20 protein-coding genes, 1 tRNA gene and 1 pseudogene are annotated in these 20,275 nt (G+C 66.7%); 14 read left to right on the top strand and 8 right to left on the bottom strand.

The features are described 5' to 3' along the window. Position 1: 1 nt before the first annotated feature. Positions 2 to 2,632, bottom strand: a complete 2,631-nt coding sequence (gene acnD / locus G7079_RS13080; protein WP_166057727.1) for a Fe/S-dependent 2-methylisocitrate dehydratase AcnD — start codon at positions 2,630 to 2,632, stop codon at positions 2 to 4. Positions 2,633 to 2,672: 40 nt separating this feature from the next. Here acnD and dusA point away from each other — a divergent pair, with 40 nt between their 5' ends. The 5 genes from dusA (at position 2,673) to G7079_RS13055 (ending at position 7,329) form a co-directional block, all read left to right on the top strand. Further along, the gene (gene dusA, locus G7079_RS13075; protein ID WP_166057726.1) at positions 2,673 to 3,677 is read left to right on the top strand and encodes a tRNA dihydrouridine(20/20a) synthase DusA; all 1,005 of its coding nucleotides are present in this window, start codon (positions 2,673 to 2,675) and stop codon (positions 3,675 to 3,677) included. After that, positions 3,674 to 4,585 (top strand): arginine deiminase-related protein, encoded by a 912-nt coding sequence (locus G7079_RS13070; RefSeq protein WP_166057725.1) that lies wholly within the window; start codon positions 3,674 to 3,676, stop codon positions 4,583 to 4,585. The genes dusA and G7079_RS13070 overlap by 4 nt, the downstream gene beginning before the upstream one ends. A 116-nt stretch (positions 4,586 to 4,701) precedes the next feature. Next, positions 4,702 to 5,097, top strand: coding sequence for a hypothetical protein (locus tag G7079_RS13065; RefSeq protein WP_240906200.1), 396 nt, complete (start codon positions 4,702 to 4,704; stop codon positions 5,095 to 5,097). A gap of 56 nt (positions 5,098 to 5,153) precedes the next feature. Next, complete coding sequence (locus tag G7079_RS13060; RefSeq protein WP_166057723.1) at positions 5,154 to 5,837, top strand: response regulator transcription factor; 684 nt, start codon at positions 5,154 to 5,156, stop codon at positions 5,835 to 5,837. 40 nt (positions 5,838 to 5,877) lie between these two features. Continuing rightward, the gene (locus tag G7079_RS13055; protein WP_166057722.1) at positions 5,878 to 7,329 is read left to right on the top strand and encodes an ATP-binding protein; all 1,452 of its coding nucleotides are present in this window, start codon (positions 5,878 to 5,880) and stop codon (positions 7,327 to 7,329) included. A 162-nt stretch (positions 7,330 to 7,491) separates the two neighbouring features. Here the strand turns inward: G7079_RS13055 and G7079_RS13050 are convergent. Then, positions 7,492 to 8,300, bottom strand: a pseudogene (locus G7079_RS13050) (M90 family metallopeptidase). Further along, on the bottom strand, positions 8,267 to 8,560 hold the full coding sequence (locus G7079_RS13045; RefSeq protein WP_166057720.1) for a hypothetical protein: 294 nt from the start codon (positions 8,558 to 8,560) through the stop codon (positions 8,267 to 8,269). Before G7079_RS13045 ends, G7079_RS13050 begins: the two are co-directional and overlap by 34 nt. A gap of 139 nt (positions 8,561 to 8,699) precedes the next feature. Between G7079_RS13045 and G7079_RS13040 the strand changes: the two genes are divergently transcribed. Genes G7079_RS13040 through G7079_RS13020 form a run of 5 tightly spaced genes read left to right on the top strand, consistent with a single transcriptional unit; the run spans position 8,700 to position 13,605 of the window. Beyond that, positions 8,700 to 10,514, top strand: a complete 1,815-nt coding sequence (locus G7079_RS13040) for a DegV family protein (RefSeq protein ID WP_166057719.1) — start codon at positions 8,700 to 8,702, stop codon at positions 10,512 to 10,514. A 7-nt stretch (positions 10,515 to 10,521) separates the two neighbouring features. Continuing rightward, positions 10,522 to 11,172, top strand: a complete 651-nt coding sequence (gene plsY / locus G7079_RS13035) for a glycerol-3-phosphate 1-O-acyltransferase PlsY (protein WP_166057718.1) — start codon at positions 10,522 to 10,524, stop codon at positions 11,170 to 11,172. After that, entirely contained in the window at positions 11,169 to 12,161 is a 993-nt protein-coding gene (gene birA, locus G7079_RS13030; protein ID WP_166057717.1) for a bifunctional biotin--[acetyl-CoA-carboxylase] ligase/biotin operon repressor BirA, read from the top strand. Before plsY ends, birA begins: the two co-directional genes overlap by 4 nt. Positions 12,162 to 12,171: 10 nt before the next feature. Continuing rightward, positions 12,172 to 12,891, top strand: coding sequence for a type III pantothenate kinase (locus tag G7079_RS13025; protein WP_166057716.1), 720 nt, complete (start codon positions 12,172 to 12,174; stop codon positions 12,889 to 12,891). A gap of 9 nt (positions 12,892 to 12,900) precedes the next feature. Beyond that, a complete protein-coding gene (locus tag G7079_RS13020; protein ID WP_166057715.1) occupies positions 12,901 to 13,605 on the top strand; it encodes an SPOR domain-containing protein in 705 nt (234 codons plus the stop codon). A 3-nt stretch (positions 13,606 to 13,608) separates the two neighbouring features. Here the strand turns inward: G7079_RS13020 and G7079_RS13015 are convergent, their stop codons facing one another. From G7079_RS13015 to G7079_RS13000, 4 genes are read right to left on the bottom strand one after another with little or no spacing between them, the layout of a single operon-like run. Next, positions 13,609 to 14,646: a sulfate/molybdate ABC transporter ATP-binding protein gene (locus G7079_RS13015; protein ID WP_166057714.1), complete on the bottom strand. Its 1,038-nt coding sequence runs from the start codon at positions 14,644 to 14,646 to the stop codon at positions 13,609 to 13,611. A 3-nt stretch (positions 14,647 to 14,649) separates the two neighbouring features. Next, positions 14,650 to 15,516 carry a sulfate ABC transporter permease subunit CysW gene (gene cysW / locus G7079_RS13010; RefSeq protein WP_240906199.1) on the bottom strand — a complete coding sequence of 289 codons (867 nt, stop codon included), beginning with the start codon at positions 15,514 to 15,516 and terminating at the stop codon, positions 14,650 to 14,652. Continuing rightward, positions 15,509 to 16,348: a sulfate ABC transporter permease subunit CysT gene (cysT, locus tag G7079_RS13005; protein ID WP_166057712.1), complete on the bottom strand. Its 840-nt coding sequence runs from the start codon at positions 16,346 to 16,348 to the stop codon at positions 15,509 to 15,511. The genes cysW and cysT overlap by 8 nt, the downstream gene beginning before the upstream one ends. Positions 16,349 to 16,357: 9 nt before the next feature. Continuing rightward, on the bottom strand, positions 16,358 to 17,383 hold the full coding sequence (locus tag G7079_RS13000) for a sulfate ABC transporter substrate-binding protein (protein ID WP_206203212.1): 1,026 nt from the start codon (positions 17,381 to 17,383) through the stop codon (positions 16,358 to 16,360). Between the two features lie 172 nt (positions 17,384 to 17,555). Between G7079_RS13000 and G7079_RS12995 the strand changes: the two genes are divergently transcribed. The 4 genes from G7079_RS12995 (at position 17,556) to G7079_RS12980 (ending at position 19,279) form a co-directional block, all read left to right on the top strand. After that, positions 17,556 to 17,631: transfer RNA gene (locus G7079_RS12995), tRNA-Thr, on the top strand. 52 nt (positions 17,632 to 17,683) lie between these two features. After that, the gene (gene rocF, locus G7079_RS12990) at positions 17,684 to 18,607 is read left to right on the top strand and encodes an arginase (protein ID WP_166057711.1); all 924 of its coding nucleotides are present in this window, start codon (positions 17,684 to 17,686) and stop codon (positions 18,605 to 18,607) included. A 210-nt stretch (positions 18,608 to 18,817) separates the two neighbouring features. Beyond that, positions 18,818 to 18,970 carry an entericidin A/B family lipoprotein gene (locus tag G7079_RS12985; RefSeq protein ID WP_166057710.1) on the top strand — a complete coding sequence of 51 codons (153 nt, stop codon included), beginning with the start codon at positions 18,818 to 18,820 and terminating at the stop codon, positions 18,968 to 18,970. Between the two features lie 174 nt (positions 18,971 to 19,144). After that, positions 19,145 to 19,279, top strand: coding sequence for an entericidin A/B family lipoprotein (locus G7079_RS12980; protein ID WP_166057709.1), 135 nt, complete (start codon positions 19,145 to 19,147; stop codon positions 19,277 to 19,279). Positions 19,280 to 19,347: 68 nt separating this feature from the next. On the opposite strand, the gene G7079_RS12975 is transcribed toward G7079_RS12980, so the two are convergent. Further along, positions 19,348 to 20,148: a hypothetical protein gene (locus G7079_RS12975; RefSeq protein ID WP_166057708.1), complete on the bottom strand. Its 801-nt coding sequence runs from the start codon at positions 20,146 to 20,148 to the stop codon at positions 19,348 to 19,350. Positions 20,149 to 20,275: the final 127 nt, after the last annotated feature.

The raw sequence follows: 20,275 nt of genomic DNA, 5'->3' as shown, positions 1-20,275 counted from the left end.
GTCAGGCCGCCTTGTTCTGTGCGAGGAAGTCCTGCGCGAACCGCTGCAGCACGCCGCCGGCTTCGTAGATGCTGACTTCCTCGTCGGAATCCAGCCGGCACAGCACAGGCACTTCAACGATGCCGCCGTCCTTGCGATTGATCACCAGCGTCAGCATCGCGCCCGGACTGAGCTTGCCAGCCACGTCGAAGGTTTCGCTGCCGTCGATCTGCAAGGTGTTGCGATTCACGCCCATCTGCAGTTGCAGTGGCAGCACGCCCATGCCGATCAGGTTGGTGCGGTGGATCCGCTCGAAACCTTCGGCGACGATGGCCTCCACGCCCGCCAGACGCACGCCCTTCGCCGCCCAATCGCGCGAGGAGCCCTGGCCATAATCGGCGCCGGCGATGATGATCAACGGCTGCTTGCGCTGCATGTAGGCTTCAATCGCTTCCCACATGCGCATGTGCTTGCCTTCCGGCTCCACCCGCGCCAGCGAGCCTTGCTTCACGTTGCCGTCGGCATCGCGCACCATCTCGTTGAGCAGTTTCGGATTGGCGAAGGTGGCGCGCTGCGCGGTGAGGTGGTCGCCGCGATGCGTCGCGTACGAATTGAAGTCCTCTTCCGGCAGGCCCATCTGCGCCAGGTATTCGCCGGCGGCACTCGAAGCGAGGATCGCGTTGCTTGGCGAGAGATGATCGGTGGTGATGTTGTCGCCCAGAACCGCCAGTGGGCGCATGCCGCGCAGCTCGCGTGCGCCGGCCAGCGCGCCTTCCCAGTACGGCGGGCGGCGGATGTAGGTACTCATGTGGCGCCAGTCGTACAGCGGGCTCACCGGCCCGCCGTGCTCAACGCGCACATTGAACATCGGCTCATACACCTTGCGGAACTGCTCCGGCTTGACGCTGGCCTTCACCACTGCGTCGATCTCCGCATCACTCGGCCAGATGTCTTTCAGCCGCACTTCGTTGCCGTCGGCATCGATACCGAGCACGTCCTTTTCGATGTCGAAGCGCACCGTGCCGGCGATGGCATAGGCGATCACCAGCGGCGGCGAGGCCAGGAACGCCTGCTTCGCATACGGATGGGTGCGGCCATCGAAATTGCGATTGCCACTGAGCACGGCGGTGGCATACAGGTCGCGGTCGATGATTTCCTGCTGGATCTCAGGGGAAAGTGCGCCGCTCATGCCGTTGCAGGTCGTGCAGGCGAAACCGACGATGCCGAAGCCGAGTTGTTCCAGCTCCGGCAACAGCTTCGCCTCTTCCAGGTACAACTGCACCGCCTTGGAGCCCGGCGCCAGTGAGGTTTTCACCCATGGCTTGCGGGTCAGTCCCTTCGCATTCGCGTTGCGCGCCAGCAGCGCGGCGGCGATCACGTTGCGCGGGTTCGATGTATTCGTGCAGGAGGTGATCGCGGCGATGATCACCGCGCCATCCGGCATCAGGCCCAGCGATTCTTCGACCTTGCCGGTGGTGAGTTTTTCGCCATCGGCGATGCCGCGTTCGGCCAGGTCGCTGACCGGCAGGCGGCGGTGCGGGTTGGACGGGCCGGCCATGTTGCGCACCACGCCGGACAGATCGAACTGCAGCGTGCGTTCGTACTGCGCATCGGCCAGATCATCGGCCCACAGGCCGGCGGCCTTGGCATAGGTTTCCACCAACGCCACTTGCTCATCGGTGCGCCCGGTCAGGCGCAGGTAGTCCAGCGTGTTGTCGTCGATGGAGAACATCGCGGCGGTTGCGCCATATTCCGGCGCCATGTTGCTGATGGTGGCGCGGTCGCCAATGGTCAGTGCCGCAGCGCCTTCGCCACGGAATTCCAGATACGCGCCGACCACTTTTTCCTTGCGCAGGAATTCGGTCAGCGCCAGCACCACGTCGGTGGCGGTGATGCCCGGCTGCGGCTTGCCGCTGAGTGCCACGCCCACCATGTCCGGCGTGCGCATCCACGAGGCGCGGCCCAGCATCACGTTCTCGGCTTCAAGACCACCCACGCCGACAGCAATCACGCCCAGCGCATCGACGTGCGGCGTGTGCGAATCGGTGCCGACGCAGGTATCCGGAAACGCGACACCGTCCTGCACATAGATCACCGGCGACATCTTCTCCAGGTTGATCTGATGCATGATCCCGTTGCCCGGCGGAATCACGTCCACGTTCTTGAACGACTGCTTGGTCCATTCGATGAAGTGGAAACGGTCTTCGTTGCGGCGGTCTTCGATGGCGCGGTTCTTCGCGAACGCCTCCGGATCGGCGCCGCCACATTCCACCGCCAGCGAGTGATCGACGATCAACTGTACCGGCACCACCGGATTCACCTGCGCCGGATCGCCGCCCTGTTCGGCGATGGCATCGCGCAGTCCGGCAAGATCGACCAGCGCGGTCTGGCCGAGGATGTCGTGACAGACCACGCGCGCCGGGAACCACGGGAAGTCCAGGTCGCGGCGGCGTTCGATCAATTGCGTCAGGAACGCATCACGCATCGCAGGATCGGCCCTGCGCACGATGTTCTCGGCATGCACGCGGGCGGTGTAGGGCAGGCCGGCCCAGGCGCCGGGCTTCAGCGCGTCGATGGCAGCACGGGCGTCGTACCAGTCCAGCGTGGTGCCGGGCAGCGGTTTGCGGTAATCGGTGGCAGTCGTGTTGTTCATCCAGCGATTTTACGCCTTCGCCCGCCGCTAAAATGACGGGATGCCTGCTGCATCGCCCCTGATCGCCCCCGACCTGCTGCGCCTGTCCGTGGCGCCGATGATGGACTGGACCGATTCCCACTGCCGCGCCTTCCACCGCGTGCTGGCACCGCATGCGCGGCTGTACAGCGAGATGGTGCATGCCAATGCGGTGATCCATGGCGACCGCGCGCGGCTGTTGGCGATGGATCCGTCCGAACATCCGGTGGCCTTGCAGCTGGGTGGTAGCGAGCCGGCCTTGCTGGCGCAGGCGGCGTGGATTGGCGCCGAACACGGTTTCGACGAGATCAATCTCAACTGCGGCTGCCCGTCCGATCGCGTGCAGGCCGGACGCTTTGGTGCCTGCCTGATGCGCGAGCCGCAACTTGTGGCCGACAGCGTGGCGGCGATGATCGAAGCCGTGCCCGAGGTCCCGATCACGGTGAAATGCCGGCTCGGTGTCGATGATGACCACGAGTGGTCGCGCTTCATCGCCTTCATCGACACCATTGCCGATGCCGGCTGCCGCACCTTCGTGGTGCATGCGCGCAATGCCTGGTTGCAGGGGCTTTCGCCGAAGGAAAACCGCGAAGTGCCGCCGCTGCGCTACGACTGGGCCTATCGCTTGAAGCAGGAGCGGCCCGCGCTGCAGGTGATCGTCAACGGCGGCATTGCCGATGCGGCGGAAGCGACGAAGCATCTGGATCATGTCGAAGGCGCGATGCTGGGCCGCGCGGCGTATCACACGCCGTATCTGCTGCACGAGCTCGATGTGGCGTGGTTCGGTGGTGAACTGCGCACGCGTGGCGAACTGCTGCGTGCTTACCGGCCTTACGTCGAAGCGCAATTGGCGCGTGGCGTGTTCCTCAAGCACATCGTCCGCCACATCCTGGGCCTGTTCACCGGCCAACCCGGCGGCCGCGCATTCCGCCAGGTGTTGAGCGAAGGCGCGCACAAGCCCGGTGCCGATTGGGCTTTGGTGGAACAGGCGCTGGCGCTGACCGAGCGTCGGGAACGGGCGGCATGATCACGCGCGATATCGAAGCCTTCCTCGCGTTTGCGCGCGAACTCGCGCCGGATTTCGGCCCACCCACGGCATGTGCCGCCTTCCTGGTCGCGCCGGATGGCTTCCGCCTGGCCGAACAATCCGCGCAGGACAACATCTACATGGCCGATGCTGGCGCGTTCGATGCGCAACGTGCGTCGATGCAGCATCGCGACTTGCAGCGCGCCATCTCCACCGCGTTGCCCACGATTTGCTTCGCCGGCGATCCGGCCACGCCGGATGCGGTATTCCCCAACAATGTGTTCGGCACTGCCGCCGGTCGCTATATCGTCGGACGCATGCGCCACCAAGTGCGCCAACGCGAAGCTGCGCGCGACGACATCCGTGGCTTCTTCGGCGGCGTGCTGGACTATGCCGAGATCGACCTGTCCACCCAGCCGCATCCTTGCGAACTCACCGGCGCACTGGTGATCGACCGCGCCCGCGGCCTGGGCTTCTGCGGCCTGTCCGAACGTTGCGACGAAGAGGGCGCTCGCTTGATGCATGAAGCCTTCGGCCTGCGTGCGACCCTGTTGTTCGATCTCGCGCCCGGCGAGTACCACACCAACGTGGTGCTGGCGGTGCTGGCTGGTCGCGCGGCGGTGGTCTGCCCGCGCGGATTTGCCGATCCAGTGGTGCCGGCGGCCATCGCCGGACTGTATGCACCGCATGCGGTGACCTGCAGCGAGGCCGAGCATGCGGCCTTCGTCGGTAACTGCATCGCGTTGTCCCATGAGACTGTCTGGATGAGTGCGGATGCCGGCGAAGCCTTGTCGCCGCTGCATTGCCGGAGGTTGGCAGATGCAGGATTCCGGGTCGAAACCGTGGCTCTGGATGCCATCGAAGCGGCTGGTGGGTCGTTGCGCTGTTGCATCGGAGAGATCTATTGAGCCTCGTCACGTCTTCACCACCAATCTGAACGCCACGCTATCCTGTTCAGGAAACTTCAGGGGCGATTCACCCGCCGCGTACAGAATTGCCCCATCGAATCCGAGGTGCTGTTGCCATGTCCCGCCGTCGCCCGCCCACGCTGAAGCTGCTGACCATCGCCGTCCTGGCGGTGCTGCCGGTCTTGAGCGCGCATGCGGGGGAGCCGCAGTCGCAGGATCGCGGCAGCCAGCAGCGCGACGACAGCCGCGACAACCGCCAGGATTCGCGCAGTAGCCTGTCCGATGCGGTGCGCCGGGTCGAACGCGACACCCGTGGCGAGGTGCTGTCGGCCGAACGTGTTCCGTTCGACGGACGCGAGATGCACCGAGTCAAGGTGGTCGACGATCAAGGCCGCGTGCGCGTCTTCATGCAGGATCCGCAGCGCAGCCGCAATGACGATGCGGGCACGAACCGCAACAACAACCGGGGCGCTTCCAACCGCCAGAAGCCTACACGCGACGATGACGATTGATCGCGCACCGTAAGGCGCGATAGCACGCCCGCACCATCCCATTCCAAGGAGTCTCCATGCGAATCCTGCTCGTCGAAGACGAAGCCCCGCTGCGCGAAACCCTGGCTGCGCGCCTGAAGCGCGAAGGCTATGCCGTCGATGCCGCCCAGGATGGCGAGGAAGGCCTGTATATGGGCCGCGAGGTGCCGTTCGATGTCGGCATCATCGACCTCGGCCTGCCGAAGATGTCGGGCATGGAGCTGATCAAGGCCCTGCGCGACGAAGGCAAGAAATTCCCGGTGCTGATCCTGACCGCGCGTTCCAGCTGGCAGGACAAGGTCGACGGCCTCAAGCAGGGTGCCGACGATTACCTGGTCAAGCCGTTCCATGTGGAGGAGTTGCTGGCGCGCATCAACGCGCTGGTGCGGCGCGCCGCAGGCTGGAGCAAGCCGACCCTGGAATGCGGTCCGGTGATGCTGGATCTGGCCGCGCAGACGGTGAGCGTGAGCGGCGGCAACGTCGACCTGACCAGCTACGAATACAAGGTGCTTGAGTACTTGATGATGCATGCCGGCGAACTGGTTTCGAAGGCAGACCTGACCGAGCACATCTACCAGCAGGATTTCGACCGCGACTCCAACGTGCTGGAGGTCTTCATCGGCCGCCTGCGCAAGAAGCTGGATCCGGACGGCGCGATGAAGCCGATCGAGACCGTGCGTGGTCGCGGCTACCGCTTTGCCATCCCGCGGAGCGGGGATTGACGGCATGTTCGCGCAGCGGCGACTGATCCAGTCGACGTAAATGGCATCGGCCACTCCCGCCGTACCACCCGACGACGGCGCCGCAAGGCGCCGTCGTTTGCGTATCGCGCAGCCGCGTTCGTTGCAGTCGCGCCAGCTGTGGGCGGCCAGCGTGGGCCTGATCGCGTTCCTGGCGCTGGCCGGTTACGCGCTGGACTTCGCCTTTCAGAGCACCGCGCGCAGTGGCATGCGCGAGCGCCTGCACAGCTATGCCTTGGCGTACGCCAACAGCGACTTCGCCCGCGACGGCAGCGTGGTGCCGCCTTACGTTCCGCCGGATTCGCGCTTCATGCGCCCGGGCAGTGGCCTGTATGCGCAGATCGTGTTGCCGGCGGGCGAATGGGATTCGGATTCCGCGCAGGGGCCGCGCCTGCCGGACGGGCCGATGTTGCAGGCCGGCGAGCAGGTGTTCGAAGGCCCGTTGCCGCTGACCCAGATCAATGGCGAGCCGGGCCAGGTCTTCCGCTACGGCTATGGCTTGATCTACAGCGGCAGCAACGATGCGCGCCGCGAATTTCCCTATACCGTCTACATCCTGGAAGACACCACCGCACTGGGACGCCAGGTGGCGGCGTTCCGTTCGGCCTTGTGGATCAACCTGGGCGGCGCCGGCCTGGTGTTGCTGCTGTTGCAGATGCTGGTGTTGCGCTGGAGCCTGCGCCCGCTGCGCGACGTGATTTCCGAATTGAAGCGTGTGCAGTCCGGCACGGCATCGCGGATGAGCGAGGCGCACCCACGCGAATTGGAGCCGCTGACCGAGAGCATCAATGCCTTCATCGAAACCGAGCGCGAGAACCTCGATCGCCAGCGCAACACCCTGGCCGACCTGGCGCACAGCCTGAAGACGCCGCTGGCGGTATTGCGTTCGCGGCTGGACAGCGATACCGGCGAGCAGGAGCTGCGCGAGGAAGTCGATACCCAGTTGCGGCGCATGAACGACATGGTGGGCTACCAGTTGGCGCGCGCGGCGCGTTCGGGCCACCAGCTGTTCGCCGCGCCGATCGAGATCGAGCCGCATGCCGAGCAGATCGTCACCGGACTGGAAAAGGTCTACGCGGCCAAGGGCGTGCTCTGCGAATTCGAGATCGCGCCGCAGGCGCGCTTCCATGGCGAAATCGGCGATTTGCAGGAATTGCTCGGTAACCTGCTGGAAAACGCCTTCAAGTGGGCGAAGTCGCGGGTATTGCTGACCGTGGCCGAAGGCGAAAGCGCGCCGAACCGTCGTCCGGGCCTGTCGATCCGGGTCGAGGACGATGGCCCGGGCATCGCCGAGGATCGCATCGCCCACGTCCTGCAGCGCGGCGTGCGCGGCGATGAGCGCGTGCAGGGCCACGGCATCGGCTTGGCCATCGTGCAGGACATCGTCAAGAGCTATCGCGGCGAACTGCATGTGTCGCGTTCGCAGGAACTGGGTGGCGCGAAGTTCGAGATCGTGTTGCCGCCGGGGCTCTAACCCTCGACGACATTGATGCTGCGACCATGCGGCCTGCGCTTCGGGATATGGATCCGAGCGGGCCATGGATGGCCCGCGCCCGCGGCATCAGTCCTGGATGACTGGATGGAGCGGCGAGGCCTTGCCCCGAAGCGCAGGCCGCATGGCTGTGGTGGGTGCGTGCTACATCAAGCCGGGCAAAGGCGCTCCGTAAAACCGCTGCAGATGCGCCGCCACTTCCGGCATCGCGTTGCGCAGCGTCACCACGTCGCTGAAGTGATATTCGCTGCAGACCGCGAAGAACTCCTCCGGCGATTCGGCGGCATAGGGGTCGATCGGGGTATCGCGGCCGGCACCGACCTCCGCGCAGAACCCGTCATACGCGCGCTGGAAATCTGCTGCCCATTGTTTCTGCCACTCGCGCGGCAACGGCGGGGTGCCATCCATCGCACCATCGAGTGCGTCGAGCTTGTGCGCGATTTCGTGCGCGACCACGCAATAGCCATCACCCGGCTCTGCGATATCCGCGCGCACGTCGGCCCAGGACAGGATCACCGGGCCGCGTTCCCAGGCTTCGCCGATCAGTTCGTCGTCCCATTCGTGCAGCACGCCGTGCGCGTCCTGGTGGCTGCGTCGCGCGCGGAAGGCGGCCGGATACACCAGCAATTGCGACCAGCCGTGCAGGCCTTCGCGGCCGAATTCGAGCAAGGGCAGGCAGCAGAGCATCGCCAGCCGCAGGCGTTGCACTTCGTTCAAGGCCAGGCCGTGCAGCGGGGTGATGTCGATGCGCTGCAGGAACTCTGCCGTCAGCGCTTGCAACCGAGCATTGCGTTCGTTGTCGATGCCGCGCAGCCACGGCAAACCGGCGGCGGCTTGTCGCCAGCTGGATGGATCGATGTCGGGGGCGGCCGCCTTGCGGCGCGGCCAAGGCCAACGCACTTTCTAGAGCCGCGCCTGCTTAGCGGAACATGCCCGGCAGGAAGCTGTGCCAACGCGGCGCGCTGCTACGCTGTCCACCGCCGCTGCCACCACCACGCACCGCAGGCGTGGGCTTGGCGGCTTTCTGGGTGCTGCGACGCGCTGGCGTGGCGGCTGCATCATTGTCGGCTTCGTCCGCGGTGTCGTTATTGGCCACCGTGCTTTCCGGGCAGCTGCCGCTGCCGTCCGGGCCCATCTGGCGTGCTTCCGCCGCCAGTGCCTGGCTGGAGGCGCAAAGCAGGGCAACGCTCAACAGGATCGGACTCAGGCGCATGGGGTTCACCGGGATAGATGGAGGCGCACGGGAGGCACCCTTCCACCTCCTACTATAACGTGGATGCGGCGGGGGTGCGAAAGGTTGCAATGCTGCGTCGCAGCAGGCGTTGCGATGCAGCCGGCCGCAGACTCCGGGCATGCCCGAATCCGCCAAACCAGTACCCGCCGTCACCGCTGCTGCCTTGCGACGCGCCTTGATCGCCGGTACCCGCCGGGTGATTGCCGCGCGCGACGAGCTCAACCGCATCAACGTGTTCCCGGTGCCGGATGGCGATACCGGCAGCAACCTGTCCTCGACCCTGGGCCATGTGCTGCAGGGTGCGTTGAGCCGTCGCAGCCGGCATATCGGCGAGTTGCTGGTGCGGATCGGCAACGATGCCATCGACGGTGCGCGCGGCAATTCCGGCGCGATCATGGCGCAGTTCCTGTACGGGCTGGCCGAACACGCCCGCAACGCGCCCGCGCTCGATGCGCAAACCCTGGCCGACGCGGTGCGTCGCGGTGCCGACAGCGCGCGCTCGGCGCTGGCGCATCCGGTGGAAGGCACCATCCTCAGCGTGATCGCGGCCTTCGCCGATGCATTGGAGGAGGCCGCCCGCCAGCACTCGGCAGATCCGCAAGGCGGTTTCGCGACGGCGCTGCAACGCGCCCGCAGCGCACTGGCCGACACCCCGAAGCAGATGGCCGTGCTGCAGAAAGCCGGCGTGGTCGATGCCGGCGCCCGCGGCTTCGTCGATTGGCTGGAAGGCATCGCCGAATACGTCGAAGGCGGCCCGCGTGCATTGCGCATGCGCGGGGCGATGCCGGCGGCGAACGATGCCGGCGAAATGCCGGCGCATGTGCACGAAGACGTGGATCCCGCGCGACGCTATTGCACCGAATGCCTGGTGCTGGGCGAGGGTATCGATCGTGCGGCGATGCAGGCCGCGCTGGCGGCGCTCGACATCGACTCGCTGGTGGTTGCTGGCGGGGCCACCCGGGTGCGCGTGCACGGCCATGTCGGCACGCCGCAAACCCTGTTCGATGCCTGCGCGACGTTCGGCAATGTCGAGGCGATGAAGGCCGACGACATGGTGCTGCAGCAGCGCAGCGCGGAATCGCCGGGCAAGGTCGCTGTGGTCGCCGACAGCGCGGGCGACCTGCCTGCCGAAATCGCGGAGCGATACGGCATCCACATCGTGCCGGTACGCGTCAGCCTCGACGGGCGCGATTACCTGGATCGCCTTGGCCTGACCGCTGGCGAGTTCTACCGGCGCATGGCAATCAGCGAGAAATTGCCGCAAACCAGCCAGCCGCCAACCGGCGATTTCCGCCGCCTGTTCGAGCATGTGCTGGCCTACCAGCCCGGTGCGGTGTACGTGGGCCTGTCGCGGCCGCTATCCGGCACCCTTCAGGCCGGCGAAACCGCCGCGCGCGGATTCAGCAAGCCGGTGCGGGTGTTCGATACCGGTCATGCCTGTGCCGGCGAGGCCTTGCTGGCATGGCGCGCGGGCGAGATGGCCGATGCCGGCGCGGACGCCGATGCCATCGAAGCCGAGCTCGTGCGCCTGAAACCGTTGACTCGCACCTGGGCGCTGGCGCGCGACATCTCGCATGCGGTGCGCGGTGGCCGCATCCCGCGCTGGGCGGAACCGATGGTGCGTTACAGCGGCCTGCTGCCGATCGCCGCGATCAAGCCCGACGGCAAGCTGTCCATCGCCGGCGGGTTGTTCGCGCGCAAGCAGGCGCCGGAAGCCTTCGCCCGCTACATCGCCAAGCGCACGCCACGGGCGCAGGGCTGGCGGCTGATCGTGGGCCATAGCGATGCGTTGGCCGATGGCGAACGCTTGTTGGCCGCCTTGCGCGAACGCTTGCCCATCGCCGAAGCGCATCTGATCGAAGTCGGCCCGGCGGTCGGCGCACATGCAGGGCCCGGCACGTTGGTCGTGGGACTGCAACCCGCGCCGTTATGATGCGGCCATGTCGCCGCATCTCCTGACCGCATCGCTGCTGCTGTTCGCGTATCTGCTCGGCTCCGTCTCGGGCAGCCTGGTGCTGGGGCGCCTACGCGGCGTCGACATCCGCCAGCACGGCAGCGGCAACGCGGGTGGCACCAACGCGTTCCGCACGCTGGGCTGGAAATTCGCGCTGGGCGTGGCCCTGTTCGATATCGGCAAGGGCGTGTTGGCGACATGGATCGCACTGCGTTACGCGCCCGTCGGCCAAGCGTTGAGCGTCACCGCGCATGGCTACCTGGCGGCGACGGCGGCGGTGCTCGGTCATGTCTGGCCGCTATGGCACGGCTTCCGCGGCGGCAAGGGCGCGGCGACCGCGGTCGGCGGCCTGCTGGTGCTGTGGCCATGGTCGATCCCGGTGCTGCTGCTGGCCTGGCTGCTGGTGCTGACCAGCACCGGCTACGTCGGTCTGGCCACGGTGGCTGCCGGTGCCTGCCTGCCGTTGCTGGCATGGTGGAGTGATGCGGAAGCGCCACGCATGTGGTTCGCGATCGGCATCGCGCTGTATCTCGCCTTCACCCATCGCAGCAACCTGCAGCGCTTGTGGAACGGCAACGAATCGCGCTTCGAACGCGCGCGCCTGTTGCACAAGCTGTATCGCGGGCAGGGTCGATGAGCGAAGCGTCGGTCGAGCGCGCCCTGCTGCAACGCCTGGCCGCAGGCCCGGTCAGCGGCGATGTGCTCGCGCGCGAAGCCGGCCTGACCCGTGCGGCGGTGTGGAAGCGCATCGATGTGCTGCGCACGGCCGGCATCGCCATCGCCGCATCGCCGGGGCGTGGCTATCAACTCGAACAGCCGCTCGACCTGCTGGAGGCCGATGCGATCCGCGCCGCGATATCGAAACCGGCGCGCACACAACTGACCGCATTGGATGTCGCCTGGTCGCTGGACTCGACCAATAGCGAACTGCTGCGGCGCGACACGCCTTCGCATGGTTGCGCGGTGCTGTTGGCCGAGCGCCAGACCGGCGGTCGCGGGCGGCGCGGGCGCGCATGGACATCGCCGCTGGCTGCGCATGTGTACTTGTCGCTGGCACGACGGTTTGAAGGCGGGCTGGCGCGGTTGGGAGGGCTCAGCCTCGTCGCCGGCATCGCCGCCAGTGAAGCGCTGCGTGAATTGGGTTACTCCGGCGTTGGCCTGAAATGGCCGAACGATTTGGTCGTCGCCGAGGGCAAGGTCCTGCGCAAGCTTGGCGGCCTGCTGGTCGAAGGTGGCGGCGAAGCGGCCGGTGCCGCGCGTGCGGTGATCGGGCTTGGTCTCAACGTGCGAATGCCGGCGGATGCCGCGAAGCAGATCGACCAGCCGTGGATCGACCTGGTATCGATAACGTCGCCGCAAGCGCCATCGCGCAATGCCGTCGTCGCGATGCTGTTGTCGCACCTGCTGCCGGCGCTGCAAGCGTTCGATGCCGAAGGGCTGGCGCCATTCCTGCCGCGCTATGCGGCGCTGGATGCCTTGTCCGGTCGCACGCTGCAGGTACACGAAGGCGATGGCGCATGGCCGGCGACCGCGCTCGGCATCGCCGCCGACGGCGCATTGCGCGTGCGCGATGGCGACGGTCGCGAATGCTCCGTGCATGCCGGTGACGTGAGCGTGCGCGCATGAGCCGTCTGTCATGAGCATGTGGTTGTTCGATCTCGGCAACACGCGGCTGAAGTTCGCCGGGTTGCGTGGCGATGGCGCTCCGGACGAAACGCGCGCGCTGGCGCACGGCGATGGCGGCGCATGGCTGGATGGCTTGCCGCACGGTGATGCCGCCTGTATCGCCAGCGTGGCTTCGGATGACCGCCGCGTGGCCCTGCTCGATGCGTTGTGCGAGCGATTCGGAAGAATGCATCTGGTACGCACGCAGCCACGCTTCGCCGGCCTGCGCATCGCCTATGAAAATCCGCAACACCTCGGCGTCGATCGCTTCCTTGCCTTGCTGTCGGCGCTGGAGGCCGGTGACGTGCTGCTGGTCGGCATCGGTACCGCGCTGACCATCGATCTGCTCGATGGCGATGGCCTGCATCGCGGCGGCCGCATCGCGCCGTCGCCGATGCTGATGCGCGAAGCGCTGCATGCGCGTGCCGCAGTGTTGCCGGAAACAGGTGGTGTCTACACGGAGTTCGCCACCGACACCGACCACGCATTGGCCTCGGGTTGCGAAGGCGCGGCGCTCGCGCTTGTCGAACGCAGCATCGAGCAATCGCGACAACTACTCGGTGCTGCGCCCACCTTATGGCTGCACGGCGGCGGTGCGGATGCGCTGCGCGAGCGCCTGCCGGCGCATCGGTTCGCGCCGGATGCGGTGCTGCGCGGCTTGGCCCGTTGGCAGGCGCATGCCTTCGCATAAACTGACCGCATGATCCTGCGCGCCGCCATCGTGTTCCTGCTGGTCCTCAACCTCGGCATCGCCGCGTGGTGGCTCAGTGGCGGCAATGCCGCAACCACGCCTGCCGCCGCGCCGATGCCGGCGGGTGTGCCGAGCCTGCGATTGGCCGCCGAAAACGCCGTGACAGCGCCATCCATCACGGCGACTGCAACGACGCCAACGCCAGTGCCGAGCACTTTGGCCAGCGAAACGACCGAAGAAGCCATCGCCCCCCCGATTGCTGTCGAGCAATGCCTGCGCTTTGGCCCGTTCGCCGATGCCGCGACGCGTGATGCGGCGCGCGCTGCGCTGTCTTCGGATGGGGTTTCGGCCGTGTCGCGGGACACGGCAGCGCGTGCCTCGCGCGGCTGGAAGGTGCATATCCCGGCCTTCGCCTCGCGCGCGGAAGCCAATGCGATGGGCGAGAAGATCAAGGCCGCCGGCATCAGCGACTGGTACGTGATGAACCAGGGCGACGCCGCCAACAGCATCGCGCTGGGGCGCTATGGCAGCGAGGAATCCGCGCGGCGACGCGAAGCCGAGCTCAAGGCCAAGGGCATTCCCGCGCAAGCCGAAGCCATCGGCGACAACGCGGCACAGGCGTGGCTGGAAGCACGCCTGCCGACGAACGCGAACCGCAGGGCGCTGGCCGCCATCGCGCCATCGAAATCGATCGACTGCGCGAGCTTGCGCTGAGTTTCAGACGGGGAACACCCGATAGCGCAAGGCCTGCACGCGCACCTCGTCGCCGATGGCGGGCACGCGAATATCCGCGCGATCGACCAGGTCGAGTTCGAGCGCGCGCTCCTGTCCGACCAGTGCGAGTTCGAGGGTGATGCGGTCTGCGAGGCGGTGCAGCGTTTTCACTTGTGCGGGAATGCCAGCGTCGCCGTCGGCGAGGACGAGATCGTGCGGGCGCACGTACAGGCGCGCATTGCCTTCGGCCACATCGTCGGCATCGAGCTGCAGGTTGCGTGCATGGAATCGGCCTTCGCGCACCTCGCCGGCCAGCACATTGGCGCGGCCGATGAACTCGAACACATAGGGCGATGCCGGCTCGCGATAGATCTGCGACGGCGTGCCGATCTGCTCGACCCGGCCTTCGCGCATCACCACCACTCGATCGGCCAGTTCCAGCGCTTCCTCCTGGTCGTGGGTGACGAACAACGTGGTCTGCCCGGTCGTCTCGTGCAGCTTGCGCAGCCAGCGGCGCAGTTCCACGCGCACCTTCGCGTCCAGCGCGCCGAACGGTTCGTCAAGCAACAGCACGGAAGGCTCGATGGCCAGCGCACGCGCCAGAGCGACGCGTTGTTTCTGCCCGCCGGAGAGTTGTTCCGGATAGCGTCCGCCGAGTTCCGGCAGCTGGATCAGCTGCAGCAGTTCCTGCACGCGCCTGGCAATCGTTGCCTTGTCCGGGCGCGTGCGTCGCGGCCGGCTGCGCAGGCCGAAGGCGATGTTCTCGGCCACGCTCATGTGCCGGAACAGCGCGTAATGCTGGAACACGAAGCCGACATTGCGTTCGCGCAGGCTGAGTTGCGTCGCATCGATGTCGCCGAACTGCACCGTGCCGTGGTCGGCATGCAGCAGCCCGGCGATCACCCGCAGCAAGGTGGTTTTCCCGGAGCCGGACGGCCCGAGCAGGGCGACCAATTCGCCGGAAGCGATATCGAGATCGACATCGTCCAGCGCGGCGACACCGGGGTAACGCTTGCCGAGATTGCGAAGTTGCAGTTCCATCGATCAGTGCCGTTTGTGGGATTGCGCCAGGGCGTCGCCATGGCGGGCTTCGAGCCAGAATTTCAGGATCAGCGTGACCAGTGCGAGGCCGGCGAGCAGCGATGCCACCGCAAACGCCGCGGTGCTGTCGAATTCGTTGTAGAGGATCTCGATATGCAGCGGCAGCGTATTGGTCAGCCCGCGGATATGGCCGGACACCACCGACACCGCGCCGAACTCGCCCATCGCGCGCGCGCTGCACAACAACACGCCGTACAGCAGGCCCCATTTGATGTTGGGCAGGGTGACCCGGCGGAACATCGTCCACGCGCCGGCGCCAAGCGAGCGCGCCGCCAGTTCTTCGTCCGCGCCCTGCTGCTGCATCAACGGCAACAGTTCGCGCACCACGAACGGGAAGGTGATGAACAGCGTGGCCAGCACGATGCCCGGCCGCGCGAACAGGATCTTGATGTCGAACCGCTGCAGCAGTTCGGCGAACCAGCCTTGCGAGCCGAACAGCAGCACCAGGCACAGGCCGGCGACCACCGGCGACACCGCGAACGGCAGGTCGATCAGCGACAGCAGTACCTGCTTGCCGCGGAACTCGAAACGCGCCAACGCCCAGGCCGCGAACAGGCCGAACACCGCGTTGACGGGAACCACGATCGCCGCGGTGAACAGGGTGAGTTTCAGTGCGGACAGGGCATCCGGTTCGCGCAGCGCGGCAAGCCACACGCCGGGGCCTTTCGCGAATGCGGCAGCCAGCACCATCGCCAATGGCAGTACCACCAACGCCAGCATCGCCAGCACGGCGAGCGCGATCAGCGTGCGTCGCACCCACGCCGGTTCGTGCAGCACGTCGCGCGACTCAGCGACATTCGCGTCAAACATCGGCACGCTTCCCGTGCGAGAACAGGGCCGGGATCGCATTGATCGCCAGCAGGCAGAGGAAGGATGCGATGAGCAGCAGTGCGGCGATCGCCACTGCGCCGTCGTAGTCGTATTCCTCGAGCCGGATGGTGATCAGCAGCGGTGCGATCTCGGTCTTGAACGGCAGGTTGCCGGCGATGAAGATCACCGAGCCGTATTCGCCCAGTCCGCGCGCGAACGCCAGCGAGAAACCGGTCAGCGCCGCCGGCAGCAATTCCGGCACGATCACCCGCCGCAAGGTGGTCAGCCGCGATGCGCCCAGCGAGGCCGCGGCTTCCTCCTGCTCGCGGCCCAGCGTTTCCAGCACCGGCTGCAGGGTGCGCACCGCGAACGGCAGGCCGATGAAGACCAGGGCGATGACGATGCCTGGCGTCGCGTAGGCGATCTTGATGCCGTATTCGGCGAACAGCTTGCCTACCAAACCGTTCGGCGCGTAGATCGCGGTCAACGCGATGCCGGCCACTGCCGTCGGTAGCGCGAAGGGGAGGTCGACCAGCGCATCCAGCAGGCGGCGGCCGGGGAAGCGATAGCGCACCACCACCCAGGCCACCAAGGCGCCGGCCACCGATGCCAACAAGGCCGCCACCAGCGCGGCGCCGAAGCTCAGCTTCAGCGCCGCCTGCACGCGCGGATCGCCGATCGCGCGCAACCAGCCTTCGGCACCCAGGCCGGCTGCGCGCACGCTGAGCGCGGCCAACGGCAATAGCACCACCACGCCCAACCAGGCCATGCCCAGGCCGAGGCTGATGCCGAAGCCGGGCAACGGCCGGCGATGTGCGCGTGCGCTCCGCATCGGCGTGGCTCAGTTGCCCGGCTTGTAGATGCGGTCGAAGAAACCGCCGTCGGCGAAGTGTTCGGCCTGCGCCTTCTTCCAGCCGCCGAACGCGCCATCGATGGTGACCTGGTTGACCGCCGGGAAGCGCGCCAATGCGGCCTTGTCGGTGACTTTGTCGGGTTCCGCAGGGCGGTAGAAATGCCGTGCGGCCAGGGTTTGCCCCTGCGGCGAATACAGGAAGCGCAGGTAGGCCTCGGCCTGCTTGCGGGTGCCGTGGCGGGCCACGTTCTTGTCCACCCACGCCACCGGCGGTTCGGCCTTGATGCTGATCGAAGGCACCACGATCTCGAACTTCGCGCGGGTGTCGGCATCGTTCAAGGTCAGCAGCGCTTCGTTCTCCCACGCCAGCAGCACGTCGCCGATGCCGCGTTCGACGAAGGTCGTCGTCGCGCCGCGCGCGCCGGTATCCAGCACCGGCACGTTCTTGAACAGGCGGCTGAGGAAGTCGACGACCTTGCCGCCGTCGCGGTATTCCTTCGAGGCCCAGGCCCACGCGGCCAGGTAATTCCAGCGCGCGCCGCCGGAGGTCTTCGGGTTCGGGGTGATCACGCCGACGCCGGGTTTCGCCAGGTCGCCCCAATCCTTGATGCCTTTCGGGTTGCCCTTGCGGACGAGGAAGACGATCGTCGAGGTGTAGGGCGCGCTGTTGTGAGGCAGCCGCGATTGCCAGTTGGCTGGCAGCAGCTTGCCCTTGTCGGCGATGGCGTCGATGTCGGCGGATAGCGCCAACGTCACCACGTCGGCTTCCAGGCCGTCGATCACCGAGCGCGCCTGCTTGCCGGAACCGCCATGCGAGGCGCGGATGGTCAGGGTTTCGCCGGTCTGTTGTTTCCATTGCGCGGCGAAGGTGCGATTGACGTCGTCATACAGCTCGCGCGTCGGGTCGTAGGACACGTTGAGCAGGGTCTTGTCGGCGGCGTGGGCGAGGCTGGCGCTGCACAGCGCGGCCAACAGCACAAGCGTGGCAAGCCTCATCGGGTGTCGTGCGTTCATGGCATTTCCCTGTGGGTGGGGCGGCGGTGCGGTGGTCGTGCAATGAACCTGAATGCGCAACACGTCGCGCAGTGTCGGGTTGCAGCTGGTGCTTCGGGAACCTCCGGTTCGCCATGCGCCCAGAACGCCCGGTTATGACCGTTGCGGCGCAGCCGGTAGAATGGCCGCCTGCGCCGCTTTAGCTCAGCAGGTAGAGCAACCGCCTTGTAAGCGGTAGGTCGTCCGTTCGATTCGGACAAGCGGCACCACTTCCGACCGCGATGGCGTGTGTCCGCCGCTTCGCGCCGACCGAGGATCGCCATGAGCCGCAGCTACCCACCCGTTTCCGTGTTCGGCGTCCCTACCGATATCGGCGCGTCGCGTCGCGGGGCATCGATGGGGCCGGAAGCGCTGCGCGTGGCGGGCCTGGTCGAGGCGATCGCCGCACGCGGCATCGACGTGCGCGACCTGGGCGACGTGCATGGCCCGCGCAACCCGACCAGTCCGCCGGTCGATGGTTATCGGCATCTGGACGAAGTCGTGGCCTGGAACCGCGCCGTGTTCGATGCCAGCACCCGCGAGCTGCAGGCCGGACGCATGCCGATCATGCTCGGCGGCGACCACTGCCTGGGCATCGGCGCGATCGCCGCGGTGGCCGCGCATTGCCGCGCCACCGGCAAGAAGTTGCGGGTGCTGTGGCTGGACGCGCATGCGGATTTCAACACGCGCGAGATCACCCCGTCCGGCAACATCCACGGCATGCCGGTGGCCTGCCTGTGTGGGCTGGGCCCGGAACCCCTGACCACGCTGGGTGGCCACGTGCCCGCGATTACCCCCGACGAAGTCCGGCAGATCGGTATCCGCTCGGTCGATGCCGGCGAGAAGCGGCTGGTGAAGGAATACGGCCTCGACATCTACGACATGCGCTACATCGACGAAGTGGGCATGCGCCGCGCCATGGAAGCGGCGCTGGCCGGCGTGGACGCGGACACCCACCTGCACGTCAGCTTCGATGTGGACATGCTGGATCCCAGCATCGCCCCCGGCACCGGCACCCGCGTGCCGGGCGGGGTGAACTACCGCGAAGCCCAGCTGATCATGGAAATGGTGGCCGATACCGGCCGCATGGGCTCGCTGGACCTGGTCGAAGTGAATCCCGCGCTGGACAAGCGCAACGCCACCGCCAGGCTGGCGGTGGACCTGGTGGAAAGCCTGTTCGGCAAGTCGACGTTGATGCGCGATTAGCGCATCGAAGTCGTGCTCGCCCAAGCGAGCACCCTAGTCCACCCTGATGCGCGACTGAAGCATTGCCTAACAGGCAATGCCGCGCGGTTCATCCGCGGTTTGGCCTGATGCGGCGTCATCCACGCCGGCTTCACGGCGCGGTGGGTTTGATGGATCGCGTGGATCGGGCGCCGTGCCCGGCCGCTGGATCCATCCCTCAGGAGACTCCCAATGAAGCGTGCATTCGCCCTGTTGTTGCTCGTCGCGTTTTCCACCACTGCCTTGACTGCTTGCAACACGATTGCCGGTGCCGGCAAGGACGTGCAGAAGGTCGGCGAGAAAGTCGAAGACAAGGCGCAGGACTGCAAGGACGCCAAGTGCTGATGCACTGAGGCTTGGCGCCCTCCACGGACAGGGAGGGAGCAGGGCACGGAAGCCAGCGGGCCGGGATCGCTCCCGGCCCGCATCTATTGGCTGAACCGAGCGCAAGCCGGCGTTGCGTGCTTGCCGCGCTCGTCGCTAAGCTGACGACTTCACGGTCGTCCCCTGGAGAATGCGATGGTGCGTTTGAGCAAGCTGGTTATGGTGGCCTTGGCTTGCATGGCGGTGCTGACCGCCTGCAATACGGTGAAGGGTGTCGGCAAGGATGTGCAGAAGGCCGGCGAAGTGATCGAGGGCGCGGGCAGCAAGTAATCGCCTGCATTCCGGACGGATCGAATGGCCGGCAAATGCCGGCCATTCGCGTTTCCGCTGACGCGTGATCACCAGCGCGGCGGATCCGCCACGAACCCGTTCGGGAAGGCATTCGGCGTGTTGCGCGCGTACGGTGTGTACGGCTGCGGCAGTACCCCGATCGCCACCAGCGTGTCGGCATCGTCGTAACGCAACTGGCTGACTTGTTGCGGGTTGCGGCTGGCACGCACGAATTCGGTCTGGCCGACCGGAGCCCATTCGCGCTGGCCATGGCCGGTGCCCAATCGCTGTGGCGCGGATTCCGCCATCGCACTGTCGGCCGCCGCAGGTGCGGCAGCCTTGGCGCTATTGCCGGCGCGTTCACGAGCAGCACTGGATTGCGCTGCGATCGGCGGCGAGGGCGGCGGCGCATATACCGGTCGCACCTGGCGTTCGCGGAACACGGCAATGCCGATCACGCCCACGTTGTCCGGCCGCCCGGTGCGCGCGGCATAGCTGTCCGGCAGGTCGGTGAACAGGAATTGGGCGATATCGTCCAGCGACTTGCGCCAACCGGCGATCTCCGCGGTTTCCCACGGCTCCAGCACGTAACCGGCTTGCGAGGGCGACGCGTTCTGTCCGGTCACGGCGTTGACCCCATCGACCGAGAGCACCACCAGCACGCGCTGGCCGGTGGTATTGGTGAGCTTCACCGAATAACGATGGCCGGGTACGCCGGGGATCCAGGTCTGGCCGCGATGGCCGTATTCGGGAAGCCATTGGCCGCTGTCGCGGTCGATGACGTCCATTTCGACGATGTCGCGGGCCGACAGCGGCATGCAGGCTGTGGCGGAAGTGAGGGCAAGCATGAGCATGAGGCGGCGGAACATGGCGGGTCTCCCGGTTGGGTGAGGCGCGCGGCGCGCGCTGGGTGCCTGCATGCGAACGCACGGGGCTGCGGAACGGGGTTGTCGCTGCCGCCAGTTAGAATGACGGCCGACTTCGCATCGCCCCAAA

This window comes from Thermomonas sp. HDW16 (genome assembly GCF_011302915.1).
Lineage (GTDB): Bacteria > Pseudomonadota > Gammaproteobacteria > Xanthomonadales > Xanthomonadaceae > Thermomonas.
The sequence above is the reverse complement of the archived record's forward strand: the minus strand, read 5'-3'. Positions and strand labels throughout refer to the sequence as shown.

Excerpts from the sequence above, each read along its gene's own strand:
- birA (WP_166057717.1), top strand. The coding sequence starts at position 11,169 with ATGAGCGAAGCGTCGGTCGAGCGCGCCCTGCTGCAACGCCTGGCCGCA.
- G7079_RS12980 (WP_166057709.1), top strand. The coding sequence starts at position 19,145 with ATGGTGCGTTTGAGCAAGCTGGTTATGGTGGCCTTGGCTTGCATGGCG.
- G7079_RS13055 (WP_166057722.1), top strand. The coding sequence starts at position 5,878 with ATGGCATCGGCCACTCCCGCCGTACCACCCGACGACGGCGCCGCAAGG.
- G7079_RS12975 (WP_166057708.1), bottom strand. The coding sequence starts at position 20,148 with ATGTTCCGCCGCCTCATGCTCATGCTTGCCCTCACTTCCGCCACAGCC.
- G7079_RS13020 (WP_166057715.1), top strand. The coding sequence starts at position 12,901 with ATGATCCTGCGCGCCGCCATCGTGTTCCTGCTGGTCCTCAACCTCGGC.
- cysW (WP_240906199.1), bottom strand. The coding sequence starts at position 15,516 with ATGTTTGACGCGAATGTCGCTGAGTCGCGCGACGTGCTGCACGAACCG.
- plsY (WP_166057718.1), top strand. The coding sequence starts at position 10,522 with ATGTCGCCGCATCTCCTGACCGCATCGCTGCTGCTGTTCGCGTATCTG.
- rocF (WP_166057711.1), top strand. The coding sequence starts at position 17,684 with ATGAGCCGCAGCTACCCACCCGTTTCCGTGTTCGGCGTCCCTACCGAT.
- G7079_RS13045 (WP_166057720.1), bottom strand. The coding sequence starts at position 8,560 with ATGCGCCTGAGTCCGATCCTGTTGAGCGTTGCCCTGCTTTGCGCCTCC.
- G7079_RS12985 (WP_166057710.1), top strand. The coding sequence starts at position 18,818 with ATGAAGCGTGCATTCGCCCTGTTGTTGCTCGTCGCGTTTTCCACCACT.
- G7079_RS13000 (WP_206203212.1), bottom strand. The coding sequence starts at position 17,383 with ATGAACGCACGACACCCGATGAGGCTTGCCACGCTTGTGCTGTTGGCC.
- cysT (WP_166057712.1), bottom strand. The coding sequence starts at position 16,348 with ATGCGGAGCGCACGCGCACATCGCCGGCCGTTGCCCGGCTTCGGCATC.
- G7079_RS13025 (WP_166057716.1), top strand. The coding sequence starts at position 12,172 with ATGAGCATGTGGTTGTTCGATCTCGGCAACACGCGGCTGAAGTTCGCC.
- G7079_RS13060 (WP_166057723.1), top strand. The coding sequence starts at position 5,154 with ATGCGAATCCTGCTCGTCGAAGACGAAGCCCCGCTGCGCGAAACCCTG.
- G7079_RS13015 (WP_166057714.1), bottom strand. The coding sequence starts at position 14,646 with ATGGAACTGCAACTTCGCAATCTCGGCAAGCGTTACCCCGGTGTCGCC.
- G7079_RS13040 (WP_166057719.1), top strand. The coding sequence starts at position 8,700 with ATGCCCGAATCCGCCAAACCAGTACCCGCCGTCACCGCTGCTGCCTTG.
- G7079_RS13070 (WP_166057725.1), top strand. The coding sequence starts at position 3,674 with ATGATCACGCGCGATATCGAAGCCTTCCTCGCGTTTGCGCGCGAACTC.
- acnD (WP_166057727.1), bottom strand. The coding sequence starts at position 2,632 with ATGAACAACACGACTGCCACCGATTACCGCAAACCGCTGCCCGGCACC.
- G7079_RS13065 (WP_240906200.1), top strand. The coding sequence starts at position 4,702 with ATGTCCCGCCGTCGCCCGCCCACGCTGAAGCTGCTGACCATCGCCGTC.
- dusA (WP_166057726.1), top strand. The coding sequence starts at position 2,673 with ATGCCTGCTGCATCGCCCCTGATCGCCCCCGACCTGCTGCGCCTGTCC.